Annotated in this window: 17 protein-coding genes; 12 read left to right on the forward strand and 5 right to left on the reverse strand. The window is 70.7% G+C overall.

Annotated elements, in window-relative coordinates; translation table 11 throughout:
* The first annotated feature begins 8 nt into the window (after positions 1–8).
* From ACIBHY_RS33915 to ACIBHY_RS33940, 6 genes are all read left to right on the forward strand, one after another.
* Positions 9–1,133 carry an ABC transporter substrate-binding protein gene (locus ACIBHY_RS33915; protein WP_397308820.1) on the forward strand — a complete coding sequence of 375 codons (1,125 nt, stop codon included), beginning with the start codon at positions 9–11 and terminating at the stop codon, positions 1,131–1,133.
* Entirely contained in the window at positions 1,130–1,987 is an 858-nt protein-coding gene (locus tag ACIBHY_RS33920) for a branched-chain amino acid ABC transporter permease (protein WP_397308821.1), read from the forward strand. Before ACIBHY_RS33915 ends, ACIBHY_RS33920 begins: the two co-directional genes overlap by 4 nt.
* Positions 1,984–2,904 (forward strand): branched-chain amino acid ABC transporter permease, encoded by a 921-nt coding sequence (locus ACIBHY_RS33925; RefSeq protein WP_397308822.1) that lies wholly within the window; start codon positions 1,984–1,986, stop codon positions 2,902–2,904. Before ACIBHY_RS33920 ends, ACIBHY_RS33925 begins: the two co-directional genes overlap by 4 nt.
* A complete protein-coding gene (locus ACIBHY_RS33930) occupies positions 2,888–3,613 on the forward strand; it encodes an ABC transporter ATP-binding protein (protein WP_397252736.1) in 726 nt (241 codons plus the stop codon). The genes ACIBHY_RS33925 and ACIBHY_RS33930 overlap by 17 nt, the downstream gene beginning before the upstream one ends.
* Positions 3,610–4,305, forward strand: coding sequence for an ABC transporter ATP-binding protein (locus ACIBHY_RS33935; RefSeq protein ID WP_397308823.1), 696 nt, complete (start codon positions 3,610–3,612; stop codon positions 4,303–4,305). Before ACIBHY_RS33930 ends, ACIBHY_RS33935 begins: the two co-directional genes overlap by 4 nt.
* Positions 4,306–4,464: 159 nt before the next feature.
* Positions 4,465–5,052, forward strand: coding sequence for a LysE family translocator (locus tag ACIBHY_RS33940; protein ID WP_397252734.1), 588 nt, complete (start codon positions 4,465–4,467; stop codon positions 5,050–5,052).
* Between the two features lie 73 nt (positions 5,053–5,125).
* Here the strand turns inward: ACIBHY_RS33940 and ACIBHY_RS33945 are convergent, their stop codons facing one another.
* Positions 5,126–5,500 (reverse strand): MmcQ/YjbR family DNA-binding protein, encoded by a 375-nt coding sequence (locus ACIBHY_RS33945; RefSeq protein WP_397308824.1) that lies wholly within the window; start codon positions 5,498–5,500, stop codon positions 5,126–5,128.
* 17 nt (positions 5,501–5,517) lie between these two features.
* On the opposite strand from ACIBHY_RS33945, the gene ACIBHY_RS33950 reads away from it, so the two are divergent.
* The 3 genes from ACIBHY_RS33950 (at position 5,518) to ACIBHY_RS33960 (ending at position 8,040) form a co-directional block, all read left to right on the forward strand.
* On the forward strand, positions 5,518–6,063 hold the full coding sequence (locus ACIBHY_RS33950) for an HD domain-containing protein (RefSeq protein ID WP_397308825.1): 546 nt from the start codon (positions 5,518–5,520) through the stop codon (positions 6,061–6,063).
* A gap of 212 nt (positions 6,064–6,275) precedes the next feature.
* Positions 6,276–6,740: a hypothetical protein gene (locus ACIBHY_RS33955; RefSeq protein WP_397252731.1), complete on the forward strand. Its 465-nt coding sequence runs from the start codon at positions 6,276–6,278 to the stop codon at positions 6,738–6,740.
* A 232-nt stretch (positions 6,741–6,972) separates the two neighbouring features.
* The gene (locus ACIBHY_RS33960; protein ID WP_397308826.1) at positions 6,973–8,040 is read left to right on the forward strand and encodes a hypothetical protein; all 1,068 of its coding nucleotides are present in this window, start codon (positions 6,973–6,975) and stop codon (positions 8,038–8,040) included.
* Between the two features lie 496 nt (positions 8,041–8,536).
* Here the strand turns inward: ACIBHY_RS33960 and ACIBHY_RS33965 are convergent, their stop codons facing one another.
* Positions 8,537–9,574, reverse strand: coding sequence for a DUF2293 domain-containing protein (locus tag ACIBHY_RS33965; RefSeq protein ID WP_397308827.1), 1,038 nt, complete (start codon positions 9,572–9,574; stop codon positions 8,537–8,539).
* An 85-nt stretch (positions 9,575–9,659) separates the two neighbouring features.
* Here ACIBHY_RS33965 and ACIBHY_RS33970 point away from each other — a divergent pair, with 85 nt between their 5' ends.
* Positions 9,660–10,529, forward strand: coding sequence for an FKBP-type peptidyl-prolyl cis-trans isomerase (locus ACIBHY_RS33970; RefSeq protein ID WP_397252728.1), 870 nt, complete (start codon positions 9,660–9,662; stop codon positions 10,527–10,529).
* Between the two features lie 43 nt (positions 10,530–10,572).
* On the forward strand, positions 10,573–12,045 hold the full coding sequence (locus tag ACIBHY_RS33975; RefSeq protein WP_397252727.1) for an AMP-binding protein: 1,473 nt from the start codon (positions 10,573–10,575) through the stop codon (positions 12,043–12,045).
* 41 nt (positions 12,046–12,086) lie between these two features.
* Here ACIBHY_RS33975 and ACIBHY_RS33980 read toward each other — a convergent pair whose 3' ends face one another.
* Positions 12,087–13,448, reverse strand: coding sequence for an N-acetylmuramoyl-L-alanine amidase (locus tag ACIBHY_RS33980; protein ID WP_397252726.1), 1,362 nt, complete (start codon positions 13,446–13,448; stop codon positions 12,087–12,089).
* Positions 13,445–14,368 (reverse strand): M23 family metallopeptidase, encoded by a 924-nt coding sequence (locus ACIBHY_RS33985; RefSeq protein WP_397308828.1) that lies wholly within the window; start codon positions 14,366–14,368, stop codon positions 13,445–13,447. The genes ACIBHY_RS33980 and ACIBHY_RS33985 overlap by 4 nt, the downstream gene beginning before the upstream one ends.
* 148 nt (positions 14,369–14,516) lie before the next feature.
* On the opposite strand from ACIBHY_RS33985, the gene ACIBHY_RS33990 reads away from it, so the two are divergent.
* Positions 14,517–17,150, forward strand: a complete 2,634-nt coding sequence (locus ACIBHY_RS33990; RefSeq protein WP_397308829.1) for a tetratricopeptide repeat protein — start codon at positions 14,517–14,519, stop codon at positions 17,148–17,150.
* On the opposite strand, the gene ACIBHY_RS33995 is transcribed toward ACIBHY_RS33990, so the two are convergent.
* Positions 17,147–17,656, reverse strand: coding sequence for a GNAT family N-acetyltransferase (locus ACIBHY_RS33995; RefSeq protein WP_397308830.1), 510 nt, complete (start codon positions 17,654–17,656; stop codon positions 17,147–17,149). The two genes, ACIBHY_RS33990 and ACIBHY_RS33995, sit on opposite strands and share 4 nt — an antisense overlap.

Raw genomic sequence — 17,656 nt, forward strand, 5'->3', positions numbered from 1 at the left:
AGCCTCCGATGAGATTTGCCTTGCTCGCTCTGGCCGTCGCGCTGGCCGCAGGGTGCGGTGGCGCGGCCACTCAGCAGGCGGCCGACGACTCCGTGGTGAAGGTCGGCGCGATCATCTCGCAGACCGGCGTGTACGCGGCGCTCGGTGACGACATGGAGGCCGCCATGCGCCTCTACCTGGACGAGCACGGCGGCGAACTCGGCGGGAAGACGGCCAGGCTGGTGGTCGCCGACGACGCCGGCACCCCGGAGACCGGCCAGCAGAAGGCCAGGCAGCTCACCCTGCAGGACCAGGTGAACGTGATCACCGGGCTGATCGCCTCCCCGGTCGCGGTGGCCGTGGCCAAGGAGGCCGACGCCCAGAAGACGCCCGTGGTCATCGCCAACGCCGGCGCCGACGCGCTGGGCGGCCCCGGCGTCTTCCGCGTCTCCTACACCAACTACATGCACGGGTACGCGGCCGGCCGCTACGCCGCCGAGTCGTACGGCAAGGACGGCGCGGTGCTCATGGGCGCCGACTACTCCGCCGGCACCGAGACGCTGAAGGGCTTCGCCGAGGGCTACGCCAAGGGCGGCGGCGCCAAGCCGCTGAAGCAGATCCTCACCCCGTTCGGCAAGACCCAGAACTTCCAGCCGTACCTCAGCCAGATCCCCGCCGAGGCGAAGTTCCTCTACGTCTTCTACGCCGGCGGCGAGGCCATCACGTTCGCCAAGAACTTCAAGCAGTTCGGCTACGACACCAAGCTCAAGCTCCTGACCTGCCAGAACATCACCGACGAAGACGTACTGCAGGCGATCGGAGCCGACGCGGAAGGCATCACCAGCGTCGGCCTGTACTCGCCCGCCCTCGACAACCCGGACAACCAGGCCTTCACCGCCAAGTGGAAGGCGAAGACCGGCAAGAACCCGTCGGTGGTCGCGCTGCAGAGCTGGGACGCCATGAGCCTCATCGACCGGGCCGCAGGGCGGGGCGGCGACCTCGCCCAGGCACTGGGCCAGGTGGGGGAGATCGCCAGCCCGCGCGGCCCGTTCACGCTGGACGCCAAGCACAACCCCGTCCAGAACTGGTACGTCCGCGAGTACTCCGGCGGCGTGAACAAGGTGATCGCCACCATCGCGCCGGAGGCCTCGTGAGCCTGCTCGTCAACGCGTTCGACGGGCTGGCGTTCGGGGCGCTGCTGTTCGTGCTCGCGGTCGGGCTGACGCTGATCTACGGCATGCTCGACGTGCTCAACCTGGCCCATGGCGCGCTCTACATGGCCGGCGGCTACGTCGCCTTCCTGCTGCTCGGCGGGGTCTCGGTCTCGCTGGGCCTATGGGCGGGGGCCGCGCTGCTGGTTGCCGCGCTCGGCGTGGCGCTGGGCGGCGTCCTGTCGGCGGCGATCCTGCCGCTGCGCGGGCGCGGCCATCTGGACCAGGCCCTGCTCACGCTGGGGCTGGCGATCCTGCTCTCGGAGTTTCTGCTCGGCGTGGTGGACCGGGGGTTCCATACCCTTCCGCCGCCCGGCGGGCTGGACGGGAGCGTCCTCGGCAGCTATCCGGTCTACAGGGTGGCGGTGATCGGGGCCGGTCTGGTCATCGGCGGGATCGTGTACTGGGTCTTCGAGCGGACCAGGGCGGGGGCGCTGGTCCGGGCCGCGGTGGACGATCCCGGGATGCTCGCGGCGATCGGCGTGGACGTCGCGCGGGTCCGATTATCGGTCATGCTGGCCGGCTGCGGGCTGGCCACGTTCGCCGGGGTGCTGGGGCTGCCGCTGCTCAACCTGCGGGCCGGGCTGGACAGCGAGGTGCTCGTGCTGGCGCTGATCGTCATCGTGATCGGCGGTCTCGCCTCCGTCCGCGGGGCGGTGGTGGGAGCCCTGCTGGTCGGGCAGGTGCAGACCGTCGGGGTGGCGCTGGTGCCGGAACTGGCGGCGTACCTGCTGTTCGCGGTCATGGCGGCGGTGCTCCTGTGGAACCCGTCCGGGATGTTCGGGCGGGCCAGGTGAAGGCGATCCTGGCCGCCGCCGTGCTGGCCGCGATGCCGTTCGTCCTGGGGGCCTACCAGCTCAGCCTGCTCACCGGCGGGCTGGCCTACGGGCTGATGGCCGCGAGCCTCGCCCTCCTCGTCGGACACGCGGGGCTGCCGTCGCTGGGGCACGCGGCCTTCCTGGGAGTGGGCGCCTATGCCGCGGGGCTGACGGCCAAGCATCTCAGCGAGTCGGCGGTGGTGCAGCTGAGCGCGGCGGTGCTGGCGGGGGTGGTGTTCGCGCTGGTCACCGGGTGGTTCGCGGTGCGTACTCGGGGGTTCTTCTTCCTGATGTTCACGCTGGCGATCGGGGAGATCGCGGTCCAGGCGGCCACGCGGGCCGGCCGGGTCACGGGCGGGGACAACGGCCTGGCCGGCATTCCGGTCAGCACGTTGTTCGGGCTGGAGACGGCCATGCCGTACGCCGTGGTGTTCTACTGGTGGGCGCTGGCGGTGGTCGCGGCCGGGTTCGCGGTGCTGGCGGTGGTGCGGCGCGGGCCGCTCGGCGCGGCCATCGCGGGCACGCGCGAGAACGAGGCGCGGATGGCCGCGTTCGGTTACTCCGTTCCGGGGGTACGGCTGGCCGCCGTCACCGTGGCCGGAGCGGTGTGCGCGGCGGGCGGCGCGCTGGTGGCGCAGAAGGACACCTTCGTCGCCCCGACCCACCTGGGCGTGGGCGTCTCGGTGCTGCTGCTGGTCATGGTGCTGCTCGGCGGGCGCGACTCGCTGGCCGGGCCGGCGCTGGCCGCGGCCGGCCTGATCGCGCTGCGCGAGGCCACGTCAGGCGCGCTGGGCGACAAATGGCTGCTGGTCGAGGGGGCGTTGTTCGTGCTGTGTGTCTACCTGCTGCCCGAGGGGCTCGCCGGGCTGTGGAGGAAACGTGCTCGTGCTGCGTGAGCTGACCGTCCGCTTCGGCGCGCTGGCCGCCGTGGACCGGGTCTCCCTGTCCGTCGAGGAGGGTGAACGGCGGGCGCTCATCGGGCCCAACGGCGCGGGGAAGTCGACGGTGTTCGCGGCGGTCGCCGGGGCGCTGCGGCCGTCGGCGGGGCGGATCGAGTTCGCCGGGCGGGATGTGACCAAGCTCTCCGAGTCGCGCCGGGCCAGGCTCGGGATCGGGCGGACCTTTCAGCACAGCAGCCTGTTCACCGGGCTGACGTGCCTGGAGAACGTGTCGCTCGCCGTACGGGCGAGGCAGGGGCTGAGGCTGCGGGCGTGGCTGCCGCGCGGGCGGCGCGCGGAGATCGAACGGGAGGCGGCCGGGCACCTGGCGGCGATGGGCGTCGAGCCGGGCGGTCCGGCCGGCGCGCTCTCGCACGGGCAGGGGCGGCGGCTGGAGCTGGCGATGGCGCTGGCGGCGCGGCCCAGGCTGCTGCTGCTCGACGAGCCGGCGGCGGGCATGTCGGCGGCCGAGAGCGCTGAGCTGGCCTCGCTGGTGCGGACGTTGCCCCCGGAGCTGACCGTGATGATCGTGGAGCACGACCTCGACCTGGTCTTCGCCGTCGCCTCACGGGTGACCGCGCTGGCGGCGGGCCAGGTGATCGCCGACGGCACGCCCGCGCGGGTTCGGGCCTCGCGCGAGGTCCAGAAGGCCTATTTGGGGACATGATGCTGACCGTCCAGGACCTCACCGCCGGATACGGCACCGCCCAGGTGCTGCACGGCGCCGATCTCACCCTCGGCGAGGGCCGGGCCGTGGCCGTGCTCGGGCGCAACGGGGCAGGCAAGACCACGTTCGTGCACGCGCTGATGGGTTTGGTCAGGCCATGGGCCGGGTCGATCAGCCTGGCCGGGCGCGAACTGTCCGGCCTGGACACGCGGCGCATCGCCCGCTCGGGCGTGCGGATCGTCCCGCAGGGGCGCCGGGTGTTCCGCTCGCTCACGGTCGAGGAGACGCTGGCGATCTCCCGCGTTCCTGGCGACTGGACGGCCGAACGCGTTTACCAGATCTTCCCCGCCCTGGCCGCGCGCCGCCGCCACCGCGGCGACCAGCTCTCCGGGGGCGAGCAGGAGATGCTGGCCATCGGGCGCGCGCTGCTCGGCAACCCGCGGCTGCTGCTGCTCGACGAGCCGTCGGAGGGCCTGGCGCCCCGGCTGGTCGAGGAGTTCGGCGTCGTGCTGGCGGGGCTGCGTGAGACGGGGATCTCGGTGGTGCTGGTCGAACAGAACCTCCGGCTGGCGCTGGAGGTCGCCGACGAGGTCAGATGCATGGTGAAGGGCCGGTTCGTATACGCGGCGGCGGCCGGGGAGTTCGCCGGTGACGACGCGGCGATCGCCGCGTACCTGGGAGTGGGGTCGTGAGGACGGACCTGTGCGGGGGGCGGGTCGTGAGGACGGATCACGTCGCCTAAGATTAGGTCTGCCCACAAGGCATATTTGTGTTCACCCGCGTTCTCGTGCGGCCTGCGCACCAGCGGGTTGGCGGGAGCGCGCCCCCAGTGCTTCCGGGAGACCCCCGCCATGCTGCTGACCTTCTCGGTCACCGCCCTGATCATGATCATGATCCCCGGGCCCGACGCCGCGCTCATCATGCGCAGCTCGCTCGCCCACGGCCGCACCGCTGGGCTCCTCACCATGACCGGTGGGCTGCTCGGGCTCGGAGTGCACGCCGTCGCCGCCGCGATCGGACTGTCGGCATTGCTCGCCGCCTCGCCTACCGCCTTCTCCGTGTTGCGGTGGCTGGGGGTGGCGTACCTGTTCTGGCTGGGCGTACAGGGACTCAGGGCCCGTGCCGCCGTCGCGCCGGTCACCGAGCCCGCCGCCGCGGGTACGGGGCTGCGGCACGTGCGCAACGGGTTTCTGTCGAACCTGCTCAACCCCAAGGTGCTGCTGTTCTTCGTGACGTTCTTGCCGCAGTTCATGGAGGGGGCGGCGCCGATGCTGCTGTCGGCGATCTTCGCGGCCCTCTACGCGTTGTGGTTCAGCTTCTACAACGTGGTGGTGGACAAGGTGGGCGCGTTGCTGCGCCGGCCGAAGGTGCGCGCGCGGGTGGAGCGGGTGACGGGGGTGCTGCTCGTCGGGTTCGCGCTACGGCTGGCCGTCCAATAACCCTTCGCGCTGTTACGGCGGGCCGCGCGGGTATCGCCTTTGGCGTTGCCACCGCTGGCGGCTTTTGACGCTGCTACGGCGGGCGGTCCAAGAGCTTGATGGCCCGTTTCGGGGCGATCGCCCGGTAGCTCTCCTCGACCCAGTCGAGCAGGATCTCGGTCTCGGGCAGCTCGCTCATGAACGGGACCGTGACCCACCCGGCCTTGCCGAGACCGTAGCCGCTGGGCTCGGCGCCTTCGACGGTGAGCGCGTGGCCGTGGGTCTCCGACAGGAGCTTCACGCCGAAGGTCGGGTCCCACTTCTCGGTCGGCTCGTCCATGCCGAGGAAGAGGAACACCTTCTTGTTGACCTTGATGACCGATTCGCCCCATGGATGGTCTTCATGAGTCTCCGGCAGGCCAAGTGCGAAATTTCGTAGCTCGTCTCTTATGTCGTGCCAGTCGCGCATGTGGTAGACGCTATCCCGTGACGGTCGACGAACTCATGGACATCCTCACCCGCTGCGAAGACGCCTGGGACAGCCCCGACCGTACCGGCGACCCGGTGGCGCTGCTCGACCACGGCCTGCAGGTCGCGGCCGTGGTGCGCGAGTGGCATCCCGACGATCTCGAACTGCAGGTCGCCGGGCTCGTCCACGACATCGGCCACCTGCTGCATCCGGGCGACGAGGCGGGACACGCGAACGCCGGCGCCGACGCCGTCCGGCCGCTGCTGGGCGAGCGGGTCGCCGGCCTCGTGGAGCTGCACGTGCCGGCCAAGCGCTATCTGGCCACCGTCGAGCCGTCGCGCGCGCTGTCCCCGGAATCCGCCCGGACGCTGGAACTGCAGGGTGGGCTGATGTCCGACGCGGAGGTGGCCGCCTTCGAGACCCACCCGTACGGCCTGGCCGCCGTCACCCTCCGCCGAGCCGACGACCTGGGCAAGGTGATCGGCCTGACCAGGCCGCCCCTGGAAGAACTGGGCACGTGGCGCCCCATCATCGAACACCTCACCCACCCGCTTCCGGCTTGACCCCCGACCGACGCATCAACCACGATGTCCCTCCGTGTCGGAGCGCCGGACGACCTGCCGTTGTGCTGTTACCCGGTTCGGAGGGCGCCCGTCAGCCGTGGCCGGCGCCATGGCCCCGCCGCCTGACCCGCGGCAGACCGGGCCGTCCCCTCGAACCTGCCGGCTGAGATACTGACCGGCACGGATTGGGCTGCCCGGCGAAGGGAAAGGCTGTGCGTCAGGCCATCGACACCGCGCTGCTGTCCATCATCGGCTACGCCAACCAGGCGGTTTTCGCGATCTCCAGGGGCCACGTGGTGCTCTATCGCTTCCACGGCCTGCCGGGGGCGCTCCTCACCGTCACCGGCCAGGATGAGCACGTCGGCGAGACCATGATGGTGGGCTACCTCCCCGACGGTGACGAGTACATCGTCCTGGCGACCGAGGCCGAGACCGCGATCTCGGCCGCACTACAGACGGCCACCGCCGCGACCCTCTTTGATCAGCAGGTTCCCGTCGACATCACCATGCTGACCGACGCCACAGAACGCACTGCCGCGCTCAAGCGGGTCCTCAAGCAGGCTTCCCTTTCCGAACGCCACGAAGCGACGAAGCACCACGAGATCCCCATCGCCCGACTGACACCGCACGACCAGCCCACACCCCGTAGCCCGGTCGCCATTGCCAGGCTGCCCTGAAGACGTTCACCCGCTCCGGCTATCACTGAGTGGGCCCCAAGGGCCCTGCTCCACCCGGGAGACTCCTGTTCACCGAGTCCCTTTCCTTGCTCGGCAGGCAGGCATTCTCGGGGCGGCTCGATGGTGGTTTGTCCTTGCACGCCGTTGGTCCTATCCCCGGATGGGGGCGCGCCGCACATCCCCGGGCTCCAGGCTGTCGACGGCGCTTGCTGCGAGTTCATATCTTCCATGTATGTCGCAAGCTGAAGACGCGAAGCCCGGCAGCTTACCGATGATTGGCGGCATCTTGCTGCTGCTTCTTTCCGCGAGCCTCGCCGGTGTGGCATGGGTGGGCTACGAACGTGGCGTTCCCGGCGTGCCGGACACACCTCCCGAACAGGCAGGAGGAGTGGTCTTATATGCGCCGCCCGACGTTGAATTCGATACCTGGGTCTCCTATTCCCAGAAGGGCTCCCCGAACAGCCCCCTGGCACCCCTGGAAGGGGACTCCATCCTGATCCAGATCAGGTTCACCACCACGCACCGGTCACCGTTCGTGATCGTCGCTGGTTTTCGAGGCGACGCCCGGCTCACCCAGAGCAGCTTCCCCGGTGAGAAGGCGTTTGACGTGGACGAGGCCACCATCGGCAGGTATGACGACCGGCTCTTCTGGCCCTTGAACGGTCAGCGGGGCCTCAGCGGCGAAGGCGACAACGCGCCAGGCCCCACCACTATCCGATACACCTACAAAATCGCCGAAGAGACGGTCACCGCCGGAAACACCATGGTCATTGCCGGTGGCGCGCTCGCCCATCCGGTCTTCAGCTCCGACAATGCGAGAACCGCGATACGCACCAAACGCCTCTACCAGGTGGCCCGCTGCCCAGCATTGAACGACCCGGCCGCGGCCACGTCTTTCAGTCGCGAGCAATGGCTCAGCGCGGTCCTTCCTGCCTGCCGATCCGATTCCGGCCTCACCGATGAGGATCGGCGACGCAATCGCCGCCAGAAATCCGCGATCAATGTCGTACCCGCGTTCTCCAACCCCCGGCTGGACTTCGTAACACGCCCTGTCTCGGGCGATACCGTCCTCGGCTGGCAATTCCCAGGTGACGAGACGGCCCGCGTCAGCGCCAGCTTGACCGACCTTGATGAGGAAGCCCGCGGACAGTCCTCTTTGTTCGCCTCCGGCGTCGCAGTCGGCCTGGCCACCAGCCTTTTCCCCGGCAGCGTGAAAATCATCTACGACCAGCTCAACCAGCGACGCCGATGGCGGCGACAACAGGCACGGCAAGACCCGTTGCCGGACCAATCCATGTAGGCACGGCCGACTCCGGCGCGGCTGGATCAACTCGCACCCGCGCCGCGCGGACGACTTGCCGTCGGGCAGGAGGCGGGATCGCCAAGGCCGGGCACGACCATTGTGACGACGCGCAAGACCTGACGGCGACCGTCGGGGACCCAGAGCCCAGACCATTTGCATGCTTCTCGCCGAGAGGGCGCCTGAACAACTCAGCTCGAAACCGTTCAGACCAAAGGGTCGTGCCGCACGCCAGGACCTGTCCTGGCACGTGAGCTTCATTCGGAAGGGACCGGTATGTCGGCAAAGGTGCCAGCCGCCGCGGCCACGGGTGATCAGCTTGAGGGCATGGGCACCGCACCGACACCCGGATTCCGGCAGCTGCGGAGCCTCCCCGATCAAGATGGTGGTGCAGGCCGGCCTCTGGCGTTTGGTCACGTGGTGTTCTTGTACGCCGCTGGTCATGCCTGGGCTTGCCCCCTGATTGGGGCGCGCGAGCGGAGCGACCACCATGCTTTTAGGGGCGGTATTCGGCCAGTTTGGTGGCTATCTTGTCGCGGATGCGGTCGCGGGCTTCCTTGCGGGGGACGCCGGACATGAGGAGGCGGTCGTAGTCGGTGTCCAGGTGGCGGATCGAGGCCACCACCGCCAGGGTGATCGCGTTCTCGTCCAACGCTCTTGCCGCTGCTGACCGGCCCACTCTGCCGCTGCCGCGTTGTCCCGCGTGCTCGGCGATTTCGCGGGTTCGTTCGGGTGGGCAGCCGGGGAAGAGGCGGGCTATCTCGGTGGCCATCCGGGTCTGGTATTCGACGTCCTGCTCCGCCCGCCTTACCCGGTCGCGGTCGCGGCGGCGTAGCCGTACCTCTTCGTCGGCCAGGCAGGACTCCTCGGCCAGCGCCAGGGCGGACTCCTCCACCAGCACGCCCACGCGCTGGTAGATCTTGCGTCTGCGGTTGTACTCGACCACCACGGCGGACAGGCCGCTTTCCTTCTTGGCTCGGCGGCTCAGTGTGGCGTTTCCTGCCGGTAGCAGGACCAGGCGGTCCAGGTCCGCGCACGTGAGGCAGTGCGGGCGCTCCTCTTCCATGATCAAGTAGTCGCCGGTGTCGCCGCATTCGGCGCAGGTCCAGGCGTCCACTGGCTTCACGGCCACCAGGTCGGGGGCTTTGGCCTGGCGTTCGGTGATCTGTTTGACGCGGGCTTCGCTCAGGTCGGGGGAGAGCCAGTGGGTTCTGTAGGGCTCCTGGTCTCCGTCTCTGGTGAAGCGCAGGTCGCGGCGGTCGCGGCTGCCGGACACGTACGGCGTCGCCACTGGCCGCAGCCCCTTGCCCAGCGCCCATTCCCGCAGGTGCGCGGCGGCGTCGAGCAGCCGGTCGTCGTCCACCGCGGCCAGTTCGGCCAGCGTGGCGGCCCGGCCCTGGCGCCAGGTGTCGACGTGCCGCGTGTGCAGCCAGCGCAGGCCGGTGACGACGTCGACGAAGGTCACGTATTTGCGGTGGGTCAGCGCGATCTCGGCCGCTTCCGCCACCCGCCGCGCGAGGTTGGGCCTGCTCACCCACCCAGCATGCCGCATCCTGAGACCGTGTGGTTTTGGGGGTAGATGCCAATCCCTTGGAGTGATCGCGGCAAAGAAGCGAAGTGTGCGACTGATCTGTTTTGCCGCAATCCTGCTCGCCGTCTCATGCGGGCTCACCGCTTCCTGTGGGCTCGCCGCCTCCTGCGGGCTCACCACCTCCTGCGGGCTCGCCGCCGCCACCCCGAGGGTGTCCGGCGCCTTCGGCACCAAGCCGGTCATCAGCCTGCCGACCGGGCGCCCGGACCGGGAGCCGCGGGTCACCGTGCTCTGGGAGGGCGGCGGGCGGGTGACGCAGAAGGGCGACGTGGTGGTCACCGATGTCGAGGTACGCCGCTGGGAGGGCAACAAGCCGTACATGAACACCTACGACACCCGCCAGCCCGCCACCGTGGTGCTCGGCGGCGGGCAGGTGCCGGACGCCTGGCGCGAGGCGCTGGCCGGGCACGCGGCGGGCAGCCGGGTGATGCTGGTCGGCCCGGCGGGCGACGGGGCGCCGACGGGCGTCGGCCCGGGGGAGACGCTGGTGGCGGTCTTCGACATCCTCGGCGGCTACCCGGCCGACGCCCGCCTGCTCGGGGAGGGGCTGCCCGAGCTCCCGGCGGACCTCCGGGCGCCGGGCCCCTCGCGCACGCTCATCGACGGCTCCGGTCCCGTGGTCGAGGCGGGAGCCAAGGTCGTGGTGCAGTACGTCGGCGCCAGGTGGCCCGCGCGCACGGTCTTCGACTCCTCTGTCCGGCGCGGCGGTCCGCGCGGCTTCACGCTCGTACCCGGGGCGGTGCCGCCCGGCTGGGTCGAGGCGCTGACCGGCAGGGCCGTCGGCAGCCGCGTGGCCGTCACCGTCCCGGCCGCCAAGGGCTTCACGACCACGGGCGGCATCGGCGTTCCTGGCGGTGGACCGCTCCTTTATGTCGTGGACATCATCGACACCTTCTGACGGGTCTGGACAACAGGTGGTGCGGGCTGCGCAATCTTGACCGGTGAGCCGCACCTTCAACCTGGCCGACCTGTTCGAGAGCGTGGCGCGGGCGGTGCCCGGCCGTACGGCGCTGGTCGCGGGCGAGCGCCGCCTCACCTACCGCGAGCTGGACGAACGCGCCACCAGGTTCGCCTGCCACCTCAGCGGGATGCGGGTCGGGCGGGGTGACAGGGTCGGCATCCTCGCGCGTAACCGGGCCGAGTGGAAGGAGAGCGAACTGGCCTGCTTCAAGCTGCGCGCGGTGCCGGTGAACCTCGACCACCGCTGCCGCGAGGACGACCTCACCCACGTGCTGCGCGACTCCGGGTGCGCCGCTCTGGTGGGCGAGGCGGGTCTGCTGCGGCGGGTGCCGTGGTTCACGAACACGATCGCGTACGGCCGGCCGTACGAGCGGGCGGTGGCCCTTCCCCGCACTCTGCCGGAACCCCAGGAGCGCTCCGGCGACGATCGCTACCTGATCTACACCTCCGGCACGACCGGCCGCCCGAAGGGTGTGCTCTGGCGGCAGGAGGACGTGTTCTTCGCCGCGATGGGATCGTTCGTGAGTGAGCCGGTCGCCTCGCCGGAGCAGGTCGCCGAGAACGCCGCTGCCGGGGCCGGGCTGCGGATGCTGGTCTGCGCGCCGCTCGCCCAGGCCGCCGGGCAGTGGCTCGGCTGGACCTGTCACACCACGGGCGGCACGCTCATCCTGTGGACCGGGCACGGCTTCGACCCCCGCGCGGTCGTCCGGCTGGCCGAGGCGGAGCGAGCCCAGGTCATGGTGCTGACCGGTGACGCGATGGCCAGGCCGCTGCTGGCGGCGGTGCGGCCGGGGGAACTGGCCGGGCTCATGGCGGTGGTGACGGGCGCGGCGGCCATGTCGGGGCGGACCAAGGCGGGGTTGCGGGCGGCGGTTCCCGGTCTCGCGGCGATCGTGGACGCGCTGGGGGCCGCCGAGTCCGGGCTGGCCTGCCAGGCGATGGGCGCGGGGTTCGGGCTGGCGGACGGCGCGGCCGTACTGGCTGATGGTCTTGAGCCCGCCGCGCCCGGTGAGGAGGGGGTGCTGGGCAGGACCGGGCGGGTCGCGCGCGGCTACTGGAACGGCGCGGACTTCCCGCGCGACGCCCAGGGCCGCAGGTGGGCGGTGCCGGGCGACCTGGCCAGGGTCGAGGACGACGGGAGCGTCACCCTGCTCGGCCGCGCGGCCAACGTGATCCGCACCGGCGGAGGGAAGGTGCGCGCCGAGGAGGTGGAGGCGGTGGTGCGGACGCATCCGGCGGTGTATGACGCGGTGGTGGTCGGCGGTCCCGGGCAGCGGGTGACGGCGGTCGTGGCGCCCGTCGCGGCGCTGTCGCTGGAGGACCTGGCCGCGCACTGCGAGGGGAGGCTGGCCGCGCACGCGGTGCCGGGGGCGTTGCGGCTGGTCAGCGAGATCCACCGGAGTCCGGCCGGCCAGCCCGACTACACGTGGGCCAGATCCGTGGCCGGCACATAGAAGGGGAGCGCGGCGAGGCGCCGCGCTCCCTCAGGAGGTTTCTAGCCGCAGTGTTCGAACGGGCTCGTGTAGGTGGAGCTGCCCGCGGAGCCTCCCCACTTGACGCACTTGTCCGGTGCGGCAGCTCTGACCGGTCCGGCGTAGTAGGAGAAGCTGCCGGAGTCGGTGGTCCTCGGGCTGCCCTGGACTTCAAGGAAGGCGCTGGTCGCGGTGGCCGTGCCCAGCGACGTGTGCTTGATCGTGACCACGCAGTTGTTGCCGTTGGTCGGGTTGTAGAGCAGGTAGACCGTGCCGGCGCTGCCGAGCGCCTGCGAGTCGATGATCTTGTAGCCGCTGCCGCAGACCGACTCGGGCGTGTGCGGGTTGCCGCTGCCGCCGGTCACGTAGCTCATGTACTTGTTCCAGTCCCAGTTCGGGCCCGGGTCGGTGTGGTCGTTGCCGGGCACCTCGACGTGGCCCACGATGTTCGAGCGGGTCTTCGGGATGCCGTAGCGGTCGGCGATGTTGCGGGTCAGCGCCGCCGACGCGCGGTACATCTGGTCGGTGAACCACGAGGCGTCGCTGATGTAGCCCTCGTGCTCGATGCCGACGCTGTTGGTGTTCGCGCCCTTGACGTGCCAGGCGATGTCCTTCTCGCGCACCATCTGCGTGATCTGCCCGTCGGACGAGCGGACCACGTAGTGGGAGGAGACCTTGGCGGCCGGGTTCTTGAACCAGGAGATCGTCCCGGCGTAGGAGCCCTGCGCGACGTGGATGACGATCTTGTTGATCGCCGCGCTGGACGGGCGGCTGGCGACCGTGTAGTTGGAGGAGCTGGCCGCCGACCACAGCGCGCCGGGGTAGTCGACCGCCGCGGCGGCGAACGGCGTGTAGTCCTCGCCGCGCTCCGGCTGCACGGCCTGCGGCTTGACGCGCACGCCCTTGGCCTCGAAGCCGCTGGACAGCGCCTCGTAGACGGCGTCGGCGTAGATGGTGGCGGTGCTCTTCGCGCCGCCGTACGCGCCGATCGCCGCGTACCACCGCGCCGGGTCCTTGCGCGCGCTCGCGTCCATGCCGAGCGCGTCGGCCTTGGCCCGCAGTACGGCGGCGCCGCCGAGCACGTTCGCCGCGTCGTCGGTCCTGAGCTGGTCGGCCGGGGTGGAGGTGAGCTTGGCCGCCTCCTCAAGGGCCTTCGGAACCAGGTGCATCAGGCCGTATCCGCCGCTGGCGCTCGGCTCGCCCCGGTGGCCGTCGAGGTGGGTTTCTGCGTAGGCCAGCGCGGCGAGGAGGTCGCGCGGGACGTCGTAGCCGCTGGCCGCCTTGTCGAAGGCGTCGGCGAGCGGGCTGGATTCAGCGGAGGCCGTTGCGGCCTGCTGGCCGGACATCACGAGAAGTCCGGCCAGCAAGAGGATTCTCAGTTTCATGATCCACAGTGCTCGAAGGGAGAGTCGTACACGGCTGTTCCGGCCTTGCCGCCCCACTTGACGCACTTGCCGGGGGCCGCTGCCCTGACCGGGCCCGCGTAGTAGCTGAAGTTGCCCGAATCCGTTATCCGGGCGCTTCCTTGGACTTCCAGGTAGGCCGCGACCGGGGAGGCGGTCCCGAGCGAGGTCTTCTTCAGCGTGACCACGCAGTTGTAGCCGTTGGAGTTGTTGTAGAGCAGGTAGACGGTGCCGCTGGTGCCGAGGGCCGCCGAGTCGACGACGCCGTAGCCGGCGCCGCAGACCTGCTCGGGGGTGTACGGGTTGCTGGACCCGCCGCAGTTCCTGGAGGTCAGCGTCTGGACCGGGTAGCCGAAGGTGGTGCCGTTGAAGACGGCCTTGCGGATGTTGCCCGGGTAGCCTTCGCCCTGCCGTACCTCGTAGTGCAGGTGGGCGCTGATGTTGTTGCCCGGCTTGCTGGTCTTGCCCACCGTGCCGATCTGCTGGCCCTGGGAGACGGCCTGGCCGGCGCTGACCGAGCGGACGTTCAGGTGGGCGTAGTAGGTGGTCCAGCCGCTCCCATGGTCGATCTTGACCAGGTTGCCGTAACCGTTGGTGGAGCCCTGGTGCGCCGAGATCACCACGGTGCCCGACGCGGCGGCGACCACGGGGTCGCCGAGGTCGGCGTCAGCGCTGCCACCGCGGTTGAAATCGATCTCCCACGACTGGTGCGCGCTGCTGGCGCTGGAGTTGCCCGTCCAGCTCTGTCCACAGGGGAACGGCAGCTGGAAGTTGGTGGCAAGGATCTCCGCTTCCGCGGAGAACGGCTCTGGGTCGGCCGACGCGACTGACCCTGTGGTCAGCATCGCGCCGAGGCTGAGTAAGAGGGTGACGCCTGCGACCACTGCTCCTCTGAGCTTCATGGTGATCCTCTCGGGGGGTTCTGGGATCTCTGAGACCAGGGTGTGCATAAGCCGCACAAGAAACGTCCAGAACAGATACAAAGGGCTGTCAGGTCTCCATAAAGGAGCGGATGCGGTCATGTCGGTCACTTTTCATGTGCTCGGACCGTTGGAAGTCAGGTCCGCCGGCGACCCCGTGCGGGTCTCCGGCAAGAAGCCCCGCATGCTGCTCGCCACCCTCCTGCTGAACGCCGGACACGTGGTGGGCGCCGACCAACTCGTCGAGATCCTCTGGCCGGAGCGGCCGCCGCGCTCGGCCCAGGCCAACATCCGTACCTACGTCAGCTCCTTACGCACCGACCTCGGCGGCGGCCACCTGCGCGGCGACGGCAGCGGCTACGCCATCGACGTGCCCGGCGGCGCGCTCGACCTGCTCGTGTTCGAGGACCTGGTGACCCGCGGCGACTACGCCGGCGCGCTCGCGCTCTGGCGCGGCGCGCCGCTGGCCGACCTGCCCGGCAGCCCGCTCTGGGACCGCCGCCTCGAACCCCTCCTGGAGGTACGGCTGCGCGCCGCCGAGAACCTGATCGCCCACCACCTGGAAAGCGGCGACCAGCCCGGCGCCATCGCCCTGCTGAGAAGCCTGATCGCCGAGCACCCCTACCGCGAGGACCTGTGGCAGCAACTCCTGCTGACCCTGCACCGCGGCGGCAGGAAGGCCGAGGCGCTCAAGGCGTACGGCCTCATCCGGGCCCAGCTCGTCGACGAACTCGGCGTCGAACCCGGGGCCGACCTGCGCCGGGCCTACGAGACGATCCTCGCCGACGAGGGCACGCCGGTCGTGCCCAGGCAACTGCCGCCCGACGTGCCGGACTTCACCGGGCGGGCCGAGCCGCTCGCGACCCTGGCGGAGCCGTTCGAGGTGGCGATCGTGTCGGGGCCGCCGGGGGCGGGCAAGACGGCGCTGGCCGTACATGCCGGGCACGCGCTGCGGGAACGCTACCCCGCCGGGCAGCTCTACCTGGACCTGGCCGGAAGGGAACCCGCCGAACTGCTCGCCGAGGCGCTGCGGGCGCTGGGGGTGGACACGCCGCCGCCCACGGCGCACGAGCGGTCGGCGCTGCTGCGCACGGTGCTGTCCGAACGGCCGATGCTCATCCTGCTCGACGACGCCGACGGCGCGGACCAGATCCGGCCGCTGCTGCCCGGCAACGGCTGCGCGGTGATCGTCACCAGCCGCAGGAAGATCACCGAGCTGCCCGGCGCCCTCCAGCTCGACCTGGGCGAGCTGCCGCCCGCCGACGCGCTGCGCCTGCTCGGCCGGATCGCCGGCGGCGACCGGGTGGCCAGGGAACCGCGGTCCGCCCGCGCGATCGTGGCCGCCTGCGGCGGGCTGCCACTGGCCGTGCGCAGCGCGGGGGCCCGGCTGGCCGCCCGGCCCGGGTGGTCGCTGGCCGTACTGAAGGAAAGGCTCGAAGAGGACCTGCTCGGCGAGCTCAAGGAAGTACGCGCCAGCCTCGACCGTAGCTACGCGGCGCTGCCCGACGAGGCGGCGCGCACGCTCGGCACGCTCGGCCTGCTCGGCGGCCAGGCGCAGCCCGGCTGGGTGGTCGGCGCCGTGCTCGACCGCCCGCGCGCCGACGACGTGACCGACCTGCTCGTCGACGCCAACCTGCTCAGGCTCGTCGGCACCGACCCCGTGGGCCAGCCGCGCTACGTGGTGCCCGGCCTCATCGGCGCCCACGCGCTCGAACGGCACGCCGACCCAGCAGCCCTCGGCCGCGTGCTCGCGGCATGGACGGCCACCACCGAGCACGCCATGACCCGCCTGCCCACCGTCGTCTTCAGCCTCACCTCCGACCGGGCGCCGCGCTGGCAACTGCCCGCCCGCACGCTCGACCGGCTGACCGCCGACCCCACCGGCTGGTTCGAGGCCGAGCACGACACCCTGGTCGGCGCCGTGCGCGTGGCCGCCGAGGCCGGTCTCGCGGCGTCGGCGTGGGGGCTGGCCGCCGCGATGGTCCCCTACTTCGACCTGCACTGCCACTTCGACGCCTGGTCCCGCACGCACGCGCTCGCACTCGCCGCCGCACGCTCCTCAGGCGACAGGTACGGCGAGGCCGCCATGCTCAGAGGCCTGGCCCAGGTCAGCCTCTACCAGGACAGATACGAGGAGTCGGCCGGCCAGTTCAGCCGCGCCCGCCGCATCTTCCGCGAACTCGGCGACACCAGGGCCGAGGCCACCACGTTGTGCGGCCTCGGCGCCGTGCGGCAGTTCCGGGGCGACGTGGCCAAGGCGCTCGGCCACTACCGGCGGGCGCTCGCCATGTTCCTGGCCGCCGGCGACCAGAACGGCGAGGCCTTCGTCCGCCAGGCCATCGGCCGCCTCTGCCTCAGGAACGGCGACCTGGCCCAGGCGGGCAAGTGGCTCAAGCAGGCCATGCGGCTGGCCCAGGAACTCGGCGACTCCCACCGGGAAGGCTGCGTGAGCCTGCAGATCGGCCGGCTCCAGCAGGCCGTCTCCTTCCACCGGCACGCCCTCGACATCTTCGAATCGCTCGGCGACCGGCACTGCGGCGCCTACGCCAGGCAGAGCCTCGCCGGGCTCCAGGTGGCACGCGGCGAGTGGGCGCCGGCCTCCGCCGGTCTCGAACGTTCCCTGGAGGTCTTCCAGGAACTCGGCGACCGCAGCGGCGAGGCGCAGACCACCGAGATGCTCGGTGAACTGCACCGCTCGGCCGGACGCACCCATCTCGCCAACGACTACCTGGAGCACGCGAGCACGCTGCGCCGCAGCCTCTAGTTGAGGTCGGCGCGCAGAATGCTGTACAGAACACCGTCCTGCCACTGGCCGGCCCGGAAGCCGATACCTCGAAGGACGCCCTCCCTCGTGAACCCGGCCTTCTCCAGCGCCCGCTGCTCGGCCAGGTTGGACAGCTCGGTGGCGGCCTGGATCCTGTTCACCGTCGAGTGGTCGAACAGGTATCCGACCAGCAGCCGCTGGGCGAGCGTGCCGTAACCCCGGCCGCGGGACCCGGGAGCGACGATGAGTCCCATCTCGTAGCAGAAGGAGACCCTGCTGGTCATCTTCTTGTGCCACGACACGAAGCCGAGCCGGTCGTCGTCTCTCGTGATGATCAGATAACCGCCCTCGTCGTTGAGGAAGCCGTTCTCCTCCCAGCGCCGGCGGTGGTGGTGCGGGTCGTGCCAGCCGTACCACTGGTGGGCCCCCGAGCCCTCTAGGTCGTTGGTCAGGTGATTGAGGAAGGGTAGGTCGTCTTCGCGCACAGGACGCAGTGAAACATCCAT

Source organism: Nonomuraea sp. NPDC050547 (genome assembly GCF_044457345.1).
Lineage (GTDB): Bacteria > Actinomycetota > Actinomycetes > Streptosporangiales > Streptosporangiaceae > Nonomuraea.

What these genes read in the sequence shown, in the direction of transcription:
- ACIBHY_RS33915 (WP_397308820.1), top strand. Translation starts at nt 9, where the DNA reads ATGAGATTTGCCTTGCTCGCTCTGGCCGTCGCGCTGGCCGCAGGGTGC.
- ACIBHY_RS33935 (WP_397308823.1), top strand. Translation starts at nt 3,610, where the DNA reads ATGATGCTGACCGTCCAGGACCTCACCGCCGGATACGGCACCGCCCAG.
- ACIBHY_RS33940 (WP_397252734.1), top strand. Translation starts at nt 4,465, where the DNA reads ATGCTGCTGACCTTCTCGGTCACCGCCCTGATCATGATCATGATCCCC.
- ACIBHY_RS33945 (WP_397308824.1), bottom strand. Translation starts at nt 5,500, where the DNA reads ATGCGCGACTGGCACGACATAAGAGACGAGCTACGAAATTTCGCACTT.
- ACIBHY_RS33960 (WP_397308826.1), top strand. Translation starts at nt 6,973, where the DNA reads ATGTCGCAAGCTGAAGACGCGAAGCCCGGCAGCTTACCGATGATTGGC.
- ACIBHY_RS33980 (WP_397252726.1), bottom strand. Translation starts at nt 13,448, where the DNA reads ATGAAACTGAGAATCCTCTTGCTGGCCGGACTTCTCGTGATGTCCGGC.
- ACIBHY_RS33985 (WP_397308828.1), bottom strand. Translation starts at nt 14,368, where the DNA reads ATGAAGCTCAGAGGAGCAGTGGTCGCAGGCGTCACCCTCTTACTCAGC.
- ACIBHY_RS33995 (WP_397308830.1), bottom strand. Translation starts at nt 17,656, where the DNA reads ATGGATGTTTCACTGCGTCCTGTGCGCGAAGACGACCTACCCTTCCTC.